We start from the raw sequence: 18,640 nt of genomic DNA on the forward strand, positions 1-18,640 counted from the left end.
GATTTTCCCCATGAATTGACTGTATCGATTATACGTGAACTATTCACATAGTTTTACATCGATCACAATTTGGCACACTTTAACACCACCCGAATTCGGGAATACGCCAGGGCGCCCCCTCACACAGCTTGGGATATATTTGAACGACGTTCACAAATCTGGAATTCAGAAGCATCATCTTCCAGACCCTTTACGCAATACGCTCGCGCGTCGAACAGCAACATCAACCTTCACTTCTGGATTCACTCATGTACACGAAAAAACTGGCAGAAAAGGTCGCCATCGTGACCGGAGGCGGGCAAGGCGTTGGGCTCGGCATCGCCCTTGCGCTTGCCACCGAGGGGGCGAGTCTGGTCCTCACTGGTCGCACGGAGGCCAAACTCACGCGGGCTGCTGAGCAATTGAGCGCCCTCGGTTCGCAAGTGCTGGTCGTGCCCGGCGATACGCGCAATCGCGCCGACGCCGTGCGGACGGTCGAGCTTGCCGTCGAGCGATTCGGACGTGTGGACGCACTCATCAACAATGCCCAAAGCAGCAGCCCGGGGGTGCCGCTCGAGTCCGTTACCGACGATGACTGGAGCAACACGCTCGAATCGGGCTTGTACGGCACGCTGTATTTCATGCAGGCCGCATTGCCGCGGATGAAGTCGCAGGGCCGCGGCGCCATCATCAACTTCGGCTCGCGCACCGGTATCGAAGGCCTCAAGGGATTCGGCGCGTACGCCGCAACCAAGGAGGGCATTCGTGGGCTCTCGCGTGTTGCCGCGCGCGAATGGGGCATCTACGGCATTACCGTCAACGTCATTTGCCCGGCAGCGCTCACGCCTGCCGCCGAAGCCTACCTCGAAGCCAATCCTCAGGAACGCACTCGCTATCTCTCGGAAATTGCGCTTGGCCGCTTCGGCGATCCTCAGCGCGATATTGGACGAACAGTTGCATTTCTATGTAGTGACGACGCTAATTTCATAACCGGGCAGACTATCAGCGTGGACGGCGGACAGTCAATGCTTTAGTGCGTCTTTTTGAACACGGTGCAATATATGAAACGTCCAGTTGCATTATCGCGAGCCGCGATCCGAGGAGTGAGCTTCCCGCCGGGCGCGTACCGCGTCTGTTGAGAAATTTCTTAAAACCATTCCGACGTGAAGAACGGCAAGTGCACGTCCATCCAGTCGAACTCGCTGCGGCAGTTCGCCCAAGCCCAATGAGGTGACTTTCCGCTGCGCACGGGAGCGTCCGAACGTTGATGCGGACGCGAGATATTCGGGGCGTCCCTACCGGAGTGGATACACCCGACTTCTACGTGGTCTGTACATACGATACGGCTGTTGCGTCGCAGGCTTTGCCCTTTCTATAGAACTTTCTTTTCGCGCAGGATATCGATATCCGACTGCGACATACTCAGCACATCACGCAGCACGTCGTCCGTATGTTGTCCGAGCGTCGGCGGCGCCCCGTACGAATCGATAGGCGTGCCCGACATCTTGACCGGGTTGGCGACCATCCGAACCGCCTTATCCGTGAGCGGGTGCGCAACTTCGACGCACATCGCGCGTGCCTGCACATGCGGATCTGCGAACACCTGCTCCAGATTGTTGATCGGTCCGGCCGGCACCCCGGCGGCGTCGAGTGCTGCGAGCAGTTCGTCGCTCTGCCATTGAAGGATCAGCGGCTCGAACACTTCGCCCAGCGCGCGACGATTCTTCACGCGCAGCGCAATCTCGCTGAATCGTGGATCGCTAGCGAGCTCGGGGTGCCCCAGAACGTCACACATCCGCGCGTATTGCTCGTTGTTGCCCGCCACGATCATGATGTCGCGATCGGCGCAGCGGAACATGCGGGACGGCATCCCACCGTTGCCCTCGGTACCGCGCCGGATAGGAATCTGGCCTGAAACGAGATACTGGCTTGCATAGTGCGATGTGGCAGCAATCATCGCGTCCAGCAATGCAAGGTCGATGTACTGTCCCTGCCCGGTACCGCCTTGCGCCGCGTCGCGATGATAAAGCGCTGCGATGATCGCCGAAGCGGCGTACTGACCACACAGGATGTCCGCAAGACTGGGGCCGGTTTTCATTGGCCCGCCACCCGGCACGTCGTCGCCGTTTCCGGTCACGCTCATCAGGCCACCCATCGCCTGGAAAATCGAGTCGTAGCCGGGGCGCGGGCTATACGGTCCGGTCTGACCGAACCCGGTTATCGAACAGTAGATCAGGCGCGGATTGACCAGCTTGAGGCTGTCGTAGTCGAGCCCGTAACGCTTGAGGTCGCCAACCTTATAGTTCTCGAGCAACACGTCGCAGTGCGCCGCCAACGAGCGGATCAGCGCCTGGCCTTCGGCCGTGGAGATATCGCACGTGATCGACTTCTTGCCTCGGTTCGCGCTGATAAAAAACGTCGACTCGCGCGTGACCTTTCCCTCCCGATCCATCAGGAACGGGGGGCCGAATTGCCGCGAATCGTCGCCCTTGCCGGGACGCTCGACCTTGATGACCTCCGCGCCGAGATCCGCCAGCATCTGAGCCCCCCAAGGCCCGGCGAGAATACGGCTCAGGTCGAGTACGCGAACACCCGCCAACGCGCCTTTTGTCATAGCAAACGGTCCCCTTGAATTCACACCGGCTGCCCCGGAAGCCTTGCATCAGCGTCCGACGAACTTCGCCGTACGTTTTTCGATGAAGGACTGAACGCCTTCCTTCGCGTCTTCAGTGTTGTAGAGAAACTGCTGGGTCGACTGAATCGTCGCGTAAGCATCCTGCCAGCCTTGTCCCAGCGAAACGCGCGCGTTCTGCATCGTGGCCTGCACGGCTAGCGGTGCCTGCGCCGCGATTCGCTCGGCGATCGCGAACGCCCGGTCGAACTCCTGCCCCGCAGGCACGACATCCTGCACGAAGTTCATGTGCCGTGCCTCGTCTGCGGTGAATTCGTCGCCGGTAAGCAGTACCTTCATTGCGTTGCCCCAGCCGGCTCGCTGCACCATGCGGAACGTCGCACCACAACCTGCCATGATCCCCCGCTTGACTTCAAGCTGGGAGAAACGGCAGTTGTCGGCCGCAACAGCCACTTCCGATGCAAGCATCAATTCGACCGCGACCGTGAAGCAGATTCCCTTCAGCGCAATGACGACCGGCTTGGTACGCAGCGGCGCGCGCAAGTTGAACGGATCGACCTCGCCTTCAGGAAGCAGCGGTTTCCCTTCGCGGCGCAACGGCGCGACCTTTGGCATGTCGAGCCCTGCCGTAAAGTGATCGCCTTCGGCGTATACCAGCCCGCAAAAAATATCGCCGCTCTTCTCGAGCTGCGTGTAAGCCATGGCAAGCTCTCTGAACATTTTCGGCGTGAAACCATTGCGCTTTTCCGGCCGGTCAATGCCCATCAAGAGCAGGTTCCCACGCTGCTCAACGCGAATCTGTCCGTCCTCGTGACGAGTGGTCATGCAGTGTCTCCTCGCGGTGTTTTCCGTTAGCAATTCTGACCTCGCGCTCAATTGACAAAGCTGGGTCGCACATTCAGAATCATAAACGTCGTTCACAAAATTGGCAACGCACGATACGCTCCGACGCTGCCGCGCGGCGCACCGCAGACACGCAAATCATCGGCGAGCAGGCCCCATCCGGGCCTAGGTGTTCACCCTCATTCGTTCAAGGAAGAACCATGGCCTACGAGACGATCATCGTCGAAACGCACGGGAAAACCGGCTTGATCAGGTTGCACCGTCCGCAAGCCTACAACGCACTGAACAACCAGCTGATGGATGAGCTGACGGCGGCACTCGACGACCTCGAAACCGACCCCGCCATCGGCGCCATCGTGATGACCGGTAGCGAAAAGGCGTTCGCCGCCGGCGCCGACATCAAGATGATGAACGAATGGACGTACATGGACGTGTACAAGAATCAGTTCATCACGTCGAACTGGGAACGCACGTCGCGTTGTCGCAAGCCGGTCATCGCCGCGGTCGCGGGTCTTGCGTTAGGCGGAGGCTGCGAACTGGCCATGATGTGCGACTTCATTCTCGCCGCCGACAACGCCCGTTTCGCCCTGCCCGAAATCACGCTCGCGACCATTCCCGGCGCCGGCGGCACGCAGCGCCTTACGCGCGCGCTCGGCAAATCGAAGGCGATGGAAATGATCCTCACCGGCCGCAGGATGGACGCCATTGAAGCCGAACGATGCGGCCTCGTGAGCCGCATCGTGCCCGCCGACACGCTCGTCGAGGAAGCGCTGAAAACGGCCGACGAGATCGCGCGATACTCGCAACCCGTCGTAGCGATGGCCAAAGAGTGCGTCAACCGCGCCTACGAATCGAGCCTGGCGGAAGGCATCCTGTTCGAGCGGCGTATGGCGTATTCGACCTTCGCCACGGAAGATCGAAAGGAAGGCATGGCAGCCTTCGCCGAAAAGCGCAAACCCCAGTTTCGCGATTGTTGAATTGCTAAAAAGCGCCACGCTGTCGTGGCGAACAGAGCCCGCCAGGTCACGCGCGTCACGCGCATTTCTCTGGCACCCATACTTCCTATCCAGGCTACAGGCGCGCGATGAAACCGTATGTCAATCGAATTACTGAATTACTCGGCATTCAATATCCCATCATTCAAGGCGGCATGCGCTGGGTGGCGCGAGCCGAACTGGCGGCGGCCGTGGGCAATGCCGGCGGTCTCGGCTTCATCTCCGCGCACACCCATGCAAGCGCCGATGCACTCGCGCGCGAAATCGACAGGGTGCGTTCGCTCACCGACAAGCCCTTTGGCGTCAACCTGACCGTTCTCGGCGCCAATGTCGGTCTCGACTATGACGCGTATGTGCGCACGATCGTGTCTCAAGGCGTCCAGGTCGTCGAGACAGCAGGCAGCAATCCGGCGAAATACATCGCCGAGTTCAAGGCGCAGGGCGTCAAGGTCGTGCACAAGTGCGTGACGGTTCGCCACGCGGTGAAGGCCGAATCGCTCGGCGCGGACGCCGTCAGCATCGACGGGTTCGAATGCGCGGGGCACCCTGGCGAAGACGACATCCCTGGACTGATCCTGATTCCCGCCGCCGCCGACAAGCTGAAGGTGCCGATTCTCGCGTCCGGCGGCTTTGCCGATGGGCGCGGGCTGATGGCGGCTCTCGCGCTCGGCGCGGACGGCATCAACATGGGAACCCGATTCATGCTCACGCAGGAGTCCCCCGTCCACCCTGCGATCAAGCAACGGCTGCTGGAAGCGAGCGAGCGCGATACGGTGCTGGTTGGCCGCTCGATCGGCGATTCAAGCCGGGTGGTCAGGAACAGCGTGAGTCTCGCCGCGCTCGAACTCGAGCGCGCCGGCAACGTGACGCGCTCGGACCTCTACGCGCTGACCGGAGCACAGCGCTGGATGGACGCATTCGTGACGGGAGAAGTGGAAGGCGGCGCCTTCCCCGCCGGTATCGTGACCGGCCTCATTCACGACTTGCCGACCTGTGCGGAATTGATCGGTCGCATCGTGAAGGAAGCCGCCGCGATTGCGCAACGCCAGCTCGGCTTCAGCGCTGCTCTGGCATGAAACTGACCGGCCTTCGCGTCGTGGACCTGTCGCAATTCATGCCGGGTCCGTTCCTCGCCGCCAACCTCGCCGATCACGGCGCGCACGTCGTCAAGATCGAACCGGTCACCGGCGACCCCACCCGCGGCGCACCCGGCACCGACGGCGCGTTCTTCGCCGCGATCAACCGCGGCAAGCGCAGCATCGCGCTCGATCTGAAACATCCGGACGCACGCGAGGTCGCGCTCAAGCTGATGAGCGAGGCCGACGTCGTGATCGAATCGTCGAGGCCGGGCGTGGCCGCTCGGCTTGGCATCGACTACGACACGATCAGCCGGACGAACCCGGGAGTCGTTTATTGTGCGATTACCGCATTCGGCCAAACCGGCCCGCTCTCTCAATTGCCCGCACACGATCCGGTAGTTCAATCGCTTGCAGGCACGCTGCCGCGCGATGGCCGGGGAATCCCAATTGCCACGGGGCCGTCGCTCGCTGCGCTGGCCGGTTCATTGACGGCGTTGTCCGCCGTGTTGATGGCGCTGCTGCGCGCGCGGGAAACGGGGCGCGGCGACTACATCGACATGGCGCTTTTCGATGCGGCGCTCACATCGCAGCCGTATCTGAGCGGCCGCTTGCTCAACGCGCCGGACAGTCAATTGCGAGGGCCGACTGAAGGCGACAGCGGGCTCGCGTTGCTCGACACCTATGAGACCGCCGATTCGAAGTGGCTCTGCCTTGGCGGCCGGGAACACAGCTTCGCAACCAACCTGCTTACACCGCTCGGCCGTCCGGATCTCGTCGCCGACGCGATCGGCCCAGCCGGTGAAGGCCAGATACGCGTCCGGGCGTTCCTGACGCAAATCTTCCTGACTCGCACACTCGATGAATGGCTCTGCTGGTTCGAAGGCCGAAACATCAGTGTGGCGCCGGTGCTCTCGCTCGACGAAGCGCTCGACCATCCGCATGCGCACGAGCGCGGGATGGTCCAGGTGGATCCGTCCGGAGGCAACCACGTTGCAAGCCCGATTCACTTCCGTTTGGAGCCTGGGTCGCCACCGCTCGCCGTTCCACACCTTGGCGAGCACACAGAACTCGTGCTGCGGAGCATCGGCTACAGCGACGAACGGATTGCGGAACTCGTCGCGACAGGCGCAGTACGTGGGCAGCACGACGAAGCCCAGGCCCTTGCGCAACCCGCCACCTGACGCAAACAACACCATGCCCTTACAGCTAGCGGCGGACGCCGTCGATTTCGCGTCCATCATCCGCCCCGGCGATACCGTCGCATGGGGCCAATCGAACGCAGAGCCCCTTGCGCTCACGCGCACTCTACTTCAGCAGCGGCACAGCATCGGCGCGTTCCGGGTCTTTCTCGGCGCCGGCAACTACGACACGTGCCGGCCTGAGCACGCGGACTGCATCGATTTCGTTTCGTACTGCGGGAGCGGCTCCAACCGCGCACTGGCCAAGGCTGGCGCGCTTGATATCCTGCCCTGCCATTATTCGCAGTTGCCAGAGATGATGGAGTCGGGTCAGCTATCGATCGACGTCCTGCTGCTGCAGTTGGCGCCACCCGATGCACACGGCCGCTACAGCTTGTCCGTCGCGCATGAGTATCTGATCCCGGCGCTCGAGCGCGCGCGCGTCATCATTGCGGAAGTCAACGAACAGGCACCCTGGACCTACGGCGAGCGATATCTTCGCGACGACGACCTCGACTTCATTGTCCCGACGTCGCGCGCTTTGCCCGAGAGTTCGCCCAGCGCCGTCAGCCCGACGGAGCTGGCGATTGCACAGCACACGGCCGGTTTGATCGAAGACGGCGCCACCATTCAACTCGGCCTCGGCGCGATTCCGGAAGCGATCCTCGCCTGCCTGGGCGATCGGCGAGACCTTGGCATCCATTCCGGCACGATCGGCGACAAAGTCGCCGATCTGATGGAAAGCGGCGTGATCAACAATGTGCGCAAAACCATCGACACGGGCAAGACCATTGCTGGCGTGATGATGGGGGGTCGCCGCATACACGAGTTCGCGCATCGAAACGACGCCGTGCAGTTTCGTTCGACCCGCTACACGCACGATCCGAACGTGCTCGCAAGCATCGACCGCTTCGTCGCCATCAACTCGGCGGTCGAGGTCGATCTGAGTGGCCAGATCAACGCCGAAATTGCCGGTGGCGTGTATGTGGGCGCGGTGGGCGGCGCACTGGATTTCCTGCGCGGCGCGCGGCGCTCGCGTGGCGGCGTTCCTGTCATTGCATTGCCGTCCACAGCGGGCAAGGGCGCGACCCGCATCGTCGCGTCGTTGAACGGACCGGTCAGCACGCCGCGCAGCGACGCCGCCATCGTGGTGACCGAATACGGCGTGGCCGATCTGCGCGGCCTGACGCTGCGCGAAAGGCGCGAACGCATGCTGGCAATCGCCCATCCGGACCATCGCAGCGCTCTCGATCAGATGGCGGGCGTCCCGCCTTCCAATCGCTTAAGAAGCGCGACGCTCGTCGGCTGATTGCAACCGCACCCGAATCAGAACTTCAAACTTTGCAAGGAAACGTCCGATGAAACGCGCGGCAATTGTCTCCCCTGTACGAACGCCCGTCGGCACCTTTGGCGGTAGCCTGCGCGGCGTTTGCGTCGAAGATCTCGGCGCGCTCGTTGCGAATGAAACGATCCGGCGCGCAGGACTCGATCCCGCTCGCATCGACGACGTCGTCTTCGCGCAATCGTACGCGAACAGCGAAACACCTTGCGTGGGCCGCTGGATTGCGCTGCAGGCCGGCCTGCCGGTGGAGGTGCCGGGCATGCAGCTTGATCGACGTTGCGGCGGGGGCCTGCAGGCGCTCGTCACCGCCGCGATGATGGTGCAGACCGGCGCCGCCGACGTGGTGTTGGCCGGCGGCGTGGAAAGTATGAGCAATATCGAGTACTACAGCACGGACATGCGCTGGGGCGCACGGTCGGGCTCCGTCCAGTTTCACGACCGGCTCGCGCGAGGCCGCGAGCGCTCACAGCCGGAATCGCGCTTCGGCTTTATCTCCGGCATGATCGAGACCGCGGAAAATCTGGCCACCGACTATGGCATCAGCCGCGAGGCCGCCGACGAGTTCGCGCTGCGCAGCCATCAGCGCGCGGCCGCCGCATGGGAGTCCGGCCAGATGGCCGAAGAGGTCGTGGCGGTCAGCGTTCCTCAGAAAAAAGGCCAGCCGCTTCTGTTTTCCAAAGACGAAGGATTCCGCGCCGACGCCAGCATGGAAAGCCTCGGCAAGCTTCGCGCGTTGATGCCGGGCGGCACAGTCACCGCAGGCAACTCCAGCCAGCAAAACGATGCCGCTGCCGCTTGCCTCGTCGTCGCGGAAGACCGCCTCGAAGCGCTCGGACTCGAACCCATGGCCTGGCTGACCGGCTGGGCCGCAGCCGGATGCGAGCCATCACGCATGGGCATTGGGCCCGTGCCCGCAGTGCAGAAGCTGATGACGCGCATCGGGCTCACGCTCGAGCAGATGGATCTTGTCGAAGTAAACGAAGCATTCGCGTGTCAGGTGCTGGCAGTCCTCAAAGGCTGGAACTGGCACGATACCGACCGGCTCAACGTGAACGGCTCTGGCATATCGCTGGGCCACCCGATTGGCGCGACGGGCGTGCGCATCATGACAACGCTGTTGCACGAGTTGACGCGCCGGAAAGGACGTTATGCACTCGAGACCATGTGCATCGGCGGTGGCCAGGGTATTGCCGCCGTGTTCGAGCGCGCCTGATCCTGAGCGATGAAGCGCACGGCCTTGCGCCGTGCGCCGTGCGCCCGCCCGCTCAGGCCTCCACTTCGAACATCACGAAGTCGGCCTTGGTCGCGCCGCACTCGGGGCAGGCCCAGTCATCCGGGATGTCTTCCCAGCGAGTGCCAGGCGCGATGCCCTCCGCGGGAAGTCCCGCTGCTTCGTCGTAGTAAAAACCGCAAAAAATGCATTGCCACTTTTTCATGATCGTCGATGAGTCGTTGAGGGTGGGGATACTTCAGGGCGCTACGTCCCAGACGAGCGGCAGATAGAGCATGCCGTTGACGGAGCCCGAGCCGCATCGGGGCTTGTCGCCCTCGCGAATGCGAAAATCGGGAATGCGTTTGAGCCACTCCTGGAGAAAAACCTTGATCTCCGTACGCGCAAGGAACGACCCCGGGCAGCGATGCGGGCCGTTGCCGAACGCTGCGTGCAGCACTGGCTTGCGCGTCAGATCGACGGCGAGCGGATCGCTGAACTTGCGGTCGTCGAGGCCAAACAGGGAGTTCGGCAATTGAATCTGGTCACCCTTCCTGAACTGGATGCCCTTGTATTCCATGTCCTGCGTGATGAGCCGCGCGGTGTTCGCCACGCCAAAGCGACGAATCATCTCATCGACCGACGACACCATCAGATCGGGATTCTCGATCAGTTGCCTCCGGTGCGCCGGATTCTCCGCCAGAAAGCGCGCGATGAAACCCATCATCGACGCGACGGTATCGAGGCCACCGAACAGCACGACGATAAACATCCCAAACATGCGCTCGGGGCTGATCGGCTTGCCGTCGATCTGCGCGTTGGCGATGAGGCTGACGAGATCGCCGCCCGCCTCTGCCTTGCGCTTGTCCACCCAGGTGGAGATATAGCCAATCAGCCGGTGCTGGGATTCGTTGCGCTGCTCGAAGTTGCCGCGCACGGCCCATTCCGCCCATTCGAGCAATTGTCCTCGATCGCTCAACGGAAGATCGGCAAGACGCAGGAAAATCACGATCGGCAGGATCTTCGAGAACTCCGAGACGAACTCGCATTCGCCTCGTGGAGCGATTTTTTCGATCAGCTCGATTGCGAGCTTGCGCACGTCGCTTTCCAACGAGGAGATAGCTTGCGGCAGGAAAGCGGGAGTGATCAGGTTGCGGTACGCGGTATGTTCGGGCGGGTCAAGCTCGAGCGGCACGAGCTGCGTTTCGTTGAGCGGCGGGATGTTGACACTGCGATGCGAAAAATGGGTGTGGTCCTTCTGCATGGCCTCGATGTCTTCGCCGCGCGTGGCGATCCAGTGGCCGCCATGGTACGGGGACCAGACGATATCAGGCCCGGTATGCAGCCTCTTCCACGCCAGATGGACGTCGTCTTGCGCACCGGGCGGATTCATATAGTCGAAATCGACCACGAGTTCTCGCGGAACATGGTCCGGCACGGTCCAGTCTTTCGTAGGGTTCATCTCGCGTCTCCTATCATTTGGTCGTCTTCGAATGGATCAATCGTCACACTTTGCATCAACGTGCCAGCGTTCATATTATGCAACGCCGTTCAGTTTTGATATTATACCGAAGCGAGCTTTTCTACATCAACGCTTATCGAACGGAGACAAGAGTGAGCGATTTCGTCAAGGACAAGGTGGTAGTGGTCACGGGTGCGGGTGCCGGCATCGGGCGCGATTTTGCGTTGCAATTCGCGGCGAACGGCGCAAAGGTCATCGTCAACGACCTGGGTCGCAACGCCGAATCCGGCCAGTTCGCCGCAGAGCGCGTCGTCGAAGAAATCAAGGAGGCCGGCGGGCAAGCGCTTGCCTCGACGGATAGCGTCGCTGAATGGGATTGCGCGCAGAAGATCGTGCAGGCCGCGCTGGACACGTTCGGCCGCATCGACTGTGTGGTCAACAACGCCGGCATCGTGCGTGACCGCATGTTCTTCAACATGAGCCTCGACGAGTGGAAGGCCGTAGTCGACGTGCATCTGAACGGGTCGTTTTTCGTGGCACGCGCGGCGGCTCCGCATTTCAAGGCACAAAACGGCGGCAGCTTCGTTCACATGACCTCCACCTCGGGTCTGATCGGCAACATCGGACAGGCCAACTACTCCGCCGCCAAAATGGGGGTCGTCGGTCTGTCGAAGTCGATTGCCCTCGACATGGCGAAATTCAACGTGCGCTCGAACTGCATCGCGCCGTGGGCATGGACCGCAATGACGGCCTCGATCCCCTCGGAGACGCCTGAGCAAAAAGCACGCGTCGAAATTCTCAAGCGCATGGAATCGCGCAAGATCGCGCCGCTCGCGGTCTACCTTGCGTCCGACCAGGCCGCAAAGGTTTCGGGTCAGATCTTCGGCGTGCGCGCCAACGAGATCTACTTCTTCAACCAGATCCGCATGATCCGCTCGCTGCATCGCGACGGCGGCTGGACGCCTGAAGCGATTGCCGAGCAGGTCATGCCGGCGTTCGAGTCGAGCTTTTTCCCGAACGTGCCGTCCATGGCGCTCACGCCCTGGGATCCGGTGTAAGCGATACCGTGTCACGCCCGCGCCACATGATGCGGTGGTGGCGCGGGCGGTGCGGCGCTCACCCGCCGCACCACTTACCCTTCCTCTGAACCTCGCACGCTTTCAGACAAGCCAACGATGCGTCTTGCCTTGAGCAATACCGGCAAGTCCACCATCCGTCCATCTACGGACACCGCCCCGCCTTCTGCCCGCTCATACGCGTCGACGATTCGCCGCGCCTTGGCAATTTCATCCGCGCTCGGGCTGAACGCCGCATTGACCGCTGCAATCTGGCGCGGATGAATGCACAGCTTCCCGCCAAAGCCCAGCGATCGCGCCTTCGACGAATCGTGCGCGAGTTGCCGTTCGTCATCGATTGCCACGCTAACGCCATCCACGGGAGACTGAATGCCCGCTACGCGGGAGGCCAGCACAATACGCGAACGCGCGAACAACAACGCATCCCATGAACCGTCACAATCCAGATCGAGTTCGAAGTCAACCGAACCGAATATGAGTCGCTCGACGCCGGGCATGCGCGCCACGTCCAGTGCGTTCCAGACGCCCTCGGCAGATTCGATGATCGGCAATATGGGTTTCGCCGTTGCCGCCGCGACAGCGGCCAAAGCAGCCGGATTCTCAGCCTTTGGCAACACCACGCCATCGATACCATCGAACGCTGCGAGCGAGAGGTCCCGCTGGAACGACTGCGTCCCCGCGCCATTGATGCGCAAAAGTACCCGAACCGTCGATGCCAAAAATGTACGTACCGCGTCGGCAACATATGCACGCGCCGACGCTTTGTCCGCATCTGCAACAGCGTCCTCGAGGTCCACGATCACCGCATCGGCGCCTGCCGCGAGCGCCTTGGCGAATCGTTCAGGCTTGCTGCCCGGCACAAAAAGAAACGAACGCATAAAGTCTCCCATTCAGCGTCCGGTCCGGCTATGGCGACCCCGCCAGCGGACCGGCTCGACGATCAGATCAGAACAGCCGTGGCTTCCATGCGCAACGATCCGTCGCTGCCGGCGATCCACAAGCTCACCTTGCTTTGGTCCGATTCGTGTTGCTTTCCGCAAACATAGAAAGGCGAAGTGTCCACCACCGGTTTGATCGCGCGGAACGAAAACGCTCCGACGCGCGCGCCCGGCAACTCCGATCCGAGCGAGTCCATCAGTAGCGTGGCGAGCAGCGGGCCATGCACGACGAGTCCCTCGTATCCCTCTGCGCCGATCGCGTAAGGCCGATCGTAGTGAATGCGATGACCATTCAACGTAAGCGCCGAGTAGCGAAACAGCAGCACCGGATCGGGATTGACCTCGCGTGCCCATTGAGCGCCCATGGGCGCGGCCTGGAATGCTGCAGGCTTTTCGCTGGCAGCCGCATGATCGCGATACACGATATCCTGGCGTTCGACGATCGCAAGGCCAGCAGCGTCGCTGACCTCGTGCTTGACCTTGACGAACACGAGATCGCCGGTACGTCCACGCTTGTGCGCAACACTCTCGATGCATGAAAGACGCGTGATCGCACTCCCTGCTTTCAGCGGCCGTAGAAACTCGAGTTGACTGCCCGCCCACATGCGGCGAGGCAAATCGACCGGCGGCAGAAAGCCGCCGCGTTTCGGATGACCGTCCGCCCCCACCATCGACTGGCGATGAACCGGCAGAAAATAAAGCCAGTGCCACAACGGCGGCAAGTCATCGCCACGTGCTGAAAGCACGTCATCGTGGTCAAGCATGGCGCTGAGGGCCGCCATCGGCGTGGAGGTGAGCTGGTCCTGCACTTCCTCAGTGCGCCCAGTCCATTGCTGCAAATACTCGATATCCATGCGCATCGTGCCAATCACTTCAGATCCAGTGCGTCGCGAATCGCCGCAGCGATCGGAAGCAGCGGATCTTCTTCCGGCGTGGCCGGGTTGAACAGCTTGTTATGGCAGATCGCGACGGCGAGCCCGGTATCCGGGTCCGCCCAGCCGATCGAATTGCCCTGCCCCGGATGGCACAAAGCGCGCGGCGAGCGTGCCGCCGTCACCGGCGGATGGTTGCCGCCGAACCAGAAGCCACCGATCGTGATTGGAATCGGAAAGCCGAACATCACCGGGTCGGGTTCCTCGCTATTGGCGCGTGGCGTGTTCAGCGTGGCGACGAGCTCCTTCGAGAGGATCCTCACGCCGTCCAACTCGCCGCCGCATGCCAGCATTGCCCAGAAGCGCGCCTCACTGCGTGCGTTGAAGATCCCGCCAACGCCCGCCACTTCCGCGCGCCGCACGTCTGGGCGCTCGAACACTTGCGGCGCCAATGCGACCTGTTGCGGCATCGAGCGCAGGAACAGCGGCGGCAGGTATTCCGCGGGAACCGGCAGCATTGCATCGGTGAGACGTGCGATGCGCGGTTCGACTTCGTCGGGAATGCCGATCCATAGATCGTCGATGCCGAGTGGCATTGCAATCTCCTCCCGGACAAAACGGCCCAGCGAGCGCTTCTTCGGATCGGCGCGCCGCACCAGCTCGCCAACGATCCAGCCGAACGTCATCGAGAGGTACAGCGTCTTCGTCCCCGGCTCCGCAAGCGGCTCAAGGTTGGCGATGGCGCTGGTCATCCACTGCCAGTCACACATCAGCTCCGGCGTGACGCCTTCGGGCATTTGCGGCACACACGCGCGATGAGTCAGCACATCGCGCACGGTCGTTTTCTGCTTGCCGTGCGCACCGTACTCTGGCCAGTAGCGCGTCACCGGCGCGTCGTATTCGATGAGCCCGCGGTCGGTCAGGATATGCAACGCGGTTGCTGCAACCGCCTTCGTCACCGAATACACATTGAACAGCGTTTCGCCGTCGACCGGACGGCCGGTGGACGGATCGGCCACGCCGCTCCATGCGTCGATCATGAGCTTGCCGTTCAGATAGGCCGCCACCTGCACGCCGACCTCACCGCCTTCCCGTGTGGCGCGGTCGAGCGCCTGCTGAACGATCGCGTTGCGCTCCGTTGATGCTTGCACTACCAAGGTCATATCGTGTCTCCCATTCGTGAACATTCGCGTTGACCGACTACGTCTTGCCGGACTGCGCGGCAATACCGGCGAGCCCTTCTAGCGCGAGCCCGTAGCCCAGTTCGTCGACCATGCGGCGCTTGAACGGCTGCGTGAAGACCGCGCGCGTGTATCGCAGCGTTTCGATCGGCTTCGCCGCGAGTTCCTGCGCCATTTGCCACGCACGTTCGAGCAAGGTGTCGTGCGCGACGACTTCGCCGACGACGCCAAGCTCCCACGCGCGCTGCGCCGTGATGCGCTCGCCGCTGAGAAGAAAATAGCGGGCGCGGTTGTGGCCAATCAGCATCGGCCAGACGATCTGCACGCCGTCCGCCGGCACGACGCCGTGAACGAAGTGCGCCTGGTCCGAGATTTCGGCGCGACTGGAGGCCAGCACGATATCGGACAGCACGAGCAACTCGGCATGAATGAGTGCCGGCCCGTTGATCGCGCCGATAACCGGAACCGGAATGTCCAGCAGTTGCATCAGCAGGTCCTGCCCTTCGCGCTGCAAGCGCGGCCAGACTTGCACAAGCGGCTCGGCCGGCAACTCGGCGTCATTCATCGCGTCGCAGAACGAATCGCCGGTGCCGGTCAGGATGACTACGCGATTATCGAGGTCGCGTGCGATCTGGTAGAACGCCTCGCCTAGCTGGCTGTGAATGCTGCGATCGAGCGCGCCCCACTTGAGCGGGCCGCCATCGGTATGCAGGCGCACTTGCAAAACACCGTCGCGTCGCTCGAAGTCGATGTTCGTAAAGCGCCCGCTGTAGGCTTCAAGGCGGCTCATCGCGCGTCCTCCAGGATCAGGCCGGCGGCGCGCCATGCCATCGCCATCATGGGGCCATTCGTGTTGCCGGAGATCATCGTGGGTGTTACGGAGAGATCCATCACGCGCAGGCGTTCGACACCGCGCACGCGCAGCCGCGAATCGAGCACGGCAAGCGTGTCCGATCCCATCTTGCAGGTACCGCAAGCGTGATAGCCGGATTGGCCTTCACGCCGGTAGAGGTCGAGAATCTCGTCATCGGTCTGGACGGCGGGGCCTGGGCGTGTCTCCCCTGCCAGCAGGCTGGCAAGCGGCTCGGCGGCCAGCACGCTGCGCATGAACCGGAATGCGTTGACAGCCATCTGCCGGTCGTACGGATCGGCAAGGTAGTTCGCGACGACTTCGGGCGGCACGCGGGGGTCCGCGGACTGGATCCTGACGTGCCCTTCGCTGCGCGGGCGCAGCGGGTAGCTGAAGAGCTGCATGCCGGGGAACGACTCGAACGCGTAACCGGCCGCGCCGAAATCCATCGAGTACGGCGCCATCATCAGTTGAACATCGGGACGCATCGCATCCGCCGCGGTCTTGACGAAGCCGCCCACCTGGTACGAGCCGAGCGACATCACGCCACGGCGAAACAGCAGATACTGCATCGCGTTGCGCCATAAGCGCATGCCGCTGAACTGCCGGTTCTGCGAATCGCGCCAGTGCCGCAGGCGAGCCTGCAGCATATATAGATAGTGCTCGCGCAGGTTCCGTCCGACCCCCGGGCTTGCTGCCACGACAGGAATGCCAAGCGATTGCAGATGGCCGGGATCGCCCACGCCCGACAACTGCAAAAGCCGCGGCGACTCGATCGCGCCCGCCGAGAGCACGACCTCGCGACGCGCACGGTAAGCGATCTGCTGCCCCGCGCTTTCGCACTGCACGCCGACGGCGCGCGTGCCGTCAAACACGATTCGCGCGGCTTGCGTGCCGGTAGCGACTGTGAGGTTCTTGCGCGCCCTCGCGGGCTTCAGAAAGGCTTCGGCCGAGCTTTGCCGACGACCGTTGCGTATCGTATAGATCAGATAGGCCACGCCCTCATGATCGAGCCTGTTGATATCTTCCAAGCGCCGCACGCCGAGCGACCGGCACGCTTCGAGTACGGCCTCGCCAATTCGATTGCGCTGCGCGTACGGTGACACTTTCAGCGGGCCGCCCTCTCCACGCAGCTCATCGGCGCCGAGCGCGTGATCTTCGATGCGCCGGAAGCAGGGCGCCAGGTTCTGCCAGCTCCAGCCCTCGACCCCCAGTTCGGCCCATCCGTCGTAGTCCTCGGGATGACCTCGCATATACACCATGCCGTTGATGCTGCTGGAACCGCCGAGCATCTTGCCGCGAAGCCAGATTTCGTTGCGATGCTCGTTCCCATGATCGGGCTGCACCGGAATGAACCAGGCATGAGCTGGATCGCCGAGCAGCTTGCCAAAGCCTTTTGGCATCCGGATCAACGGATTGCGATCTTCCGGACCTGCCTCGATGAGTAGCACGGTATGGTGCCCGCTCTCCGAAAGACGATTGGCTAGCACGCAACCCGCCGCACCCGCGCCAATCACGATAAAGTCAAACTCGGTCATCTATGCGTTCTCCACCGTCCGCGCCTTGTCGGCCAGCCCCATCCATAGCACGCGAGGCCGGCGTTGTTCCTGTTAGCCGAAGATGACGGGAATCGAATGCGGAACGCGCATCATGATCCCGTTGATCGGTGGAGCTGGCGCGGCCGGATCGAGCCGAAGATCGGGCAGGCGATCGAGAATCGCGTTGAGCGCGCGCGTCATTTCCACGCGCGCCAGGTGCTGGCCGATGCACACGTGCGGGCCATAGGCGAATGCAAAGTGCCGGTGACCAGCCTTGCGATAGATATCGAACCTGTCCGGATCGGCGAAACGGCTGGGGTCGCGATTGGCGCTGCCCGCTACCACGTCGAGAAATGCGCCGGCAGGAATCTCGACACCGCCGAGCGTGACATCACGCGTCGCCATACGCGACTGCATCAGCACGGGCCCGTCCCAGCGCAGAGCCTCTTCGATCGCCGCCGCGACCAGCGTGCGATCCTGGCGCACCGCTTCGAGCTGTACCGGATCGCGCAGCAACGCGAGCAACAGTACGCTGGTCGCGCGATAGGTCGTGTCGCCGCCCGCATTCACCAGTTGGCGAAGAAACGAAATGACGACTTCGTCCGGTAGCCGCTCGCCGTCCACCTCCGCGGTGGCCAGCGAGCTCACCAGATCGTCGCCGGGATGACTGCGGCGCTCGTCGACGAGCCGCGCGAAATAGGTGCCCAGCTTCGCCGATGCCTCCACGCCATGCTCGACATCGATCGAAACCAGCGTCTGTGCGATGGCGAGCTTGTGAAAGATCTTCACATCTTCCGGCGGCAATGCCAGTTGCCGATAGATGATGTTGAACGGGTAGTGAAGCGTGAACTCGTTGACGAGATCCGCATGTCCGCGATCCATGAACTTCGACATCAGCTCGCTCACCACTGGGTCGACCAGCGTATCGCCCCATGCCGCGACGGTGTGCGGCAAAAAGGCCTTCTGGAAGATGCGGCGGTAGCGCGGGTGCTCGGGCGCATCCATCGTCGAGATACTGCGCCCGAAGCTGATGCCGAGATTGCGCTCGTAAGACTTGTTTGAAAACGTTGCCGGGTCGCCAAGCACCTTCGAGACTTCGTCGTATCCGAATACGGAATAGTGCGCGACATCGGACATGGTCAGGTCCGCCGCGCCGCCCATCAGCACACGGTAGTCACCTTCCTGAACCACGGCCTTTTCCCGCAGTTCCGCAATGCGTGGATAAGGGTCCGCATCGGCACCGTAAGCGAGTGAATCCTCGAAAAAGGGGTTGAACCTAGGATCGTCGAAGTCCTCGAGTCGCAGCGCGCCGGCCATGGTTCCCGTCTCCATTAATCGTTTGTTTGCAGGCACCTCTGCTTTTGCGCGAGGTACCAATAGTTGAACTATGTTCTATTTTGCACAAGTGTGCAAGATCGATTTATCATTCGCGGAAGGGGATGTTGCGCGCTTTCTGGCTCGCGCC

Annotated in this window: 17 protein-coding genes; 7 read left to right on the plus strand and 10 right to left on the minus strand. The window is 62.2% G+C overall.

Translation table 11 applies throughout. From position 1 onward, the window contains the following. Positions 1 to 248: 248 nt before the first annotated feature. Positions 249 to 1,013 carry an SDR family NAD(P)-dependent oxidoreductase gene (locus F6X40_RS28825; RefSeq protein WP_187630154.1) on the plus strand — a complete coding sequence of 255 codons (765 nt, stop codon included), beginning with the start codon at positions 249 to 251 and terminating at the stop codon, positions 1,011 to 1,013. A gap of 338 nt (positions 1,014 to 1,351) precedes the next feature. Here F6X40_RS28825 and F6X40_RS28830 read toward each other — a convergent pair whose 3' ends face one another. Together F6X40_RS28830 and F6X40_RS28835 are read right to left on the minus strand one after the other, a co-directional pair. Beyond that, entirely contained in the window at positions 1,352 to 2,593 is a 1,242-nt protein-coding gene (locus F6X40_RS28830; RefSeq protein WP_187630155.1) for a CaiB/BaiF CoA transferase family protein, read from the minus strand. A 48-nt stretch (positions 2,594 to 2,641) separates the two neighbouring features. After that, the gene (locus F6X40_RS28835; protein ID WP_187630185.1) at positions 2,642 to 3,436 is read right to left on the minus strand and encodes a crotonase/enoyl-CoA hydratase family protein; all 795 of its coding nucleotides are present in this window, start codon (positions 3,434 to 3,436) and stop codon (positions 2,642 to 2,644) included. A gap of 218 nt (positions 3,437 to 3,654) precedes the next feature. Between F6X40_RS28835 and F6X40_RS28840 the strand changes: the two genes are divergently transcribed. The 5 genes from F6X40_RS28840 to F6X40_RS28860 all read left to right on the plus strand — a co-directional run bounded on the left by F6X40_RS28840 (position 3,655) and on the right by F6X40_RS28860 (position 9,261). Then, positions 3,655 to 4,431 carry an enoyl-CoA hydratase gene (locus F6X40_RS28840; protein ID WP_187630156.1) on the plus strand — a complete coding sequence of 259 codons (777 nt, stop codon included), beginning with the start codon at positions 3,655 to 3,657 and terminating at the stop codon, positions 4,429 to 4,431. A 107-nt stretch (positions 4,432 to 4,538) separates the two neighbouring features. Beyond that, positions 4,539 to 5,525 (plus strand): NAD(P)H-dependent flavin oxidoreductase, encoded by a 987-nt coding sequence (locus F6X40_RS28845; protein WP_187630157.1) that lies wholly within the window; start codon positions 4,539 to 4,541, stop codon positions 5,523 to 5,525. Further along, a complete protein-coding gene (locus F6X40_RS28850; protein ID WP_187630158.1) occupies positions 5,522 to 6,709 on the plus strand; it encodes a CaiB/BaiF CoA transferase family protein in 1,188 nt (395 codons plus the stop codon). The genes F6X40_RS28845 and F6X40_RS28850 overlap by 4 nt, the downstream gene beginning before the upstream one ends. A 13-nt stretch (positions 6,710 to 6,722) precedes the next feature. Beyond that, positions 6,723 to 8,015, plus strand: a complete 1,293-nt coding sequence (locus tag F6X40_RS28855) for an acetyl-CoA hydrolase/transferase family protein (protein ID WP_187630159.1) — start codon at positions 6,723 to 6,725, stop codon at positions 8,013 to 8,015. Positions 8,016 to 8,064: 49 nt separating this feature from the next. Continuing rightward, complete coding sequence (locus F6X40_RS28860; RefSeq protein ID WP_187630160.1) at positions 8,065 to 9,261, plus strand: acetyl-CoA C-acetyltransferase; 1,197 nt, start codon at positions 8,065 to 8,067, stop codon at positions 9,259 to 9,261. Positions 9,262 to 9,313: 52 nt separating this feature from the next. Here the strand turns inward: F6X40_RS28860 and F6X40_RS28865 are convergent, their stop codons facing one another. Continuing rightward, positions 9,314 to 9,484: a rubredoxin gene (locus F6X40_RS28865; protein ID WP_090808851.1), complete on the minus strand. Its 171-nt coding sequence runs from the start codon at positions 9,482 to 9,484 to the stop codon at positions 9,314 to 9,316. A gap of 33 nt (positions 9,485 to 9,517) precedes the next feature. Next, entirely contained in the window at positions 9,518 to 10,720 is a 1,203-nt protein-coding gene (locus F6X40_RS28870) for a cytochrome P450 (protein ID WP_187630161.1), read from the minus strand. A gap of 152 nt (positions 10,721 to 10,872) precedes the next feature. Between F6X40_RS28870 and F6X40_RS28875 the strand changes: the two genes are divergently transcribed. Further along, complete coding sequence (locus tag F6X40_RS28875) at positions 10,873 to 11,778, plus strand: SDR family NAD(P)-dependent oxidoreductase (protein ID WP_184064369.1); 906 nt, start codon at positions 10,873 to 10,875, stop codon at positions 11,776 to 11,778. A 74-nt stretch (positions 11,779 to 11,852) separates the two neighbouring features. On the opposite strand, the gene F6X40_RS28880 is transcribed toward F6X40_RS28875, so the two are convergent. From F6X40_RS28880 to F6X40_RS28905, 6 genes are all read right to left on the minus strand, one after another. Then, positions 11,853 to 12,674 (minus strand): HpcH/HpaI aldolase/citrate lyase family protein, encoded by an 822-nt coding sequence (locus F6X40_RS28880; protein ID WP_187630186.1) that lies wholly within the window; start codon positions 12,672 to 12,674, stop codon positions 11,853 to 11,855. 62 nt (positions 12,675 to 12,736) lie between these two features. Beyond that, positions 12,737 to 13,594 (minus strand): MaoC family dehydratase N-terminal domain-containing protein, encoded by an 858-nt coding sequence (locus F6X40_RS28885; protein WP_187630187.1) that lies wholly within the window; start codon positions 13,592 to 13,594, stop codon positions 12,737 to 12,739. 8 nt (positions 13,595 to 13,602) lie between these two features. Continuing rightward, on the minus strand, positions 13,603 to 14,769 hold the full coding sequence (locus F6X40_RS28890) for a serine hydrolase domain-containing protein (RefSeq protein WP_187630162.1): 1,167 nt from the start codon (positions 14,767 to 14,769) through the stop codon (positions 13,603 to 13,605). 37 nt (positions 14,770 to 14,806) lie between these two features. Further along, the gene (locus tag F6X40_RS28895) at positions 14,807 to 15,577 is read right to left on the minus strand and encodes an enoyl-CoA hydratase/isomerase family protein (protein WP_187630163.1); all 771 of its coding nucleotides are present in this window, start codon (positions 15,575 to 15,577) and stop codon (positions 14,807 to 14,809) included. Then, a complete protein-coding gene (locus F6X40_RS28900) occupies positions 15,574 to 17,175 on the minus strand; it encodes a GMC family oxidoreductase (RefSeq protein ID WP_187630164.1) in 1,602 nt (533 codons plus the stop codon). The genes F6X40_RS28895 and F6X40_RS28900 overlap by 4 nt, the downstream gene beginning before the upstream one ends. A 72-nt stretch (positions 17,176 to 17,247) precedes the next feature. Continuing rightward, on the minus strand, positions 17,248 to 18,492 hold the full coding sequence (locus F6X40_RS28905; RefSeq protein ID WP_187630188.1) for a cytochrome P450: 1,245 nt from the start codon (positions 18,490 to 18,492) through the stop codon (positions 17,248 to 17,250). Between the last annotated feature and the right edge of the window lie 148 nt (positions 18,493 to 18,640).

The organism is Paraburkholderia sp. UCT31 (assembly GCF_014397655.1).
Lineage (GTDB): Bacteria > Pseudomonadota > Gammaproteobacteria > Burkholderiales > Burkholderiaceae > Paraburkholderia > Paraburkholderia tuberum.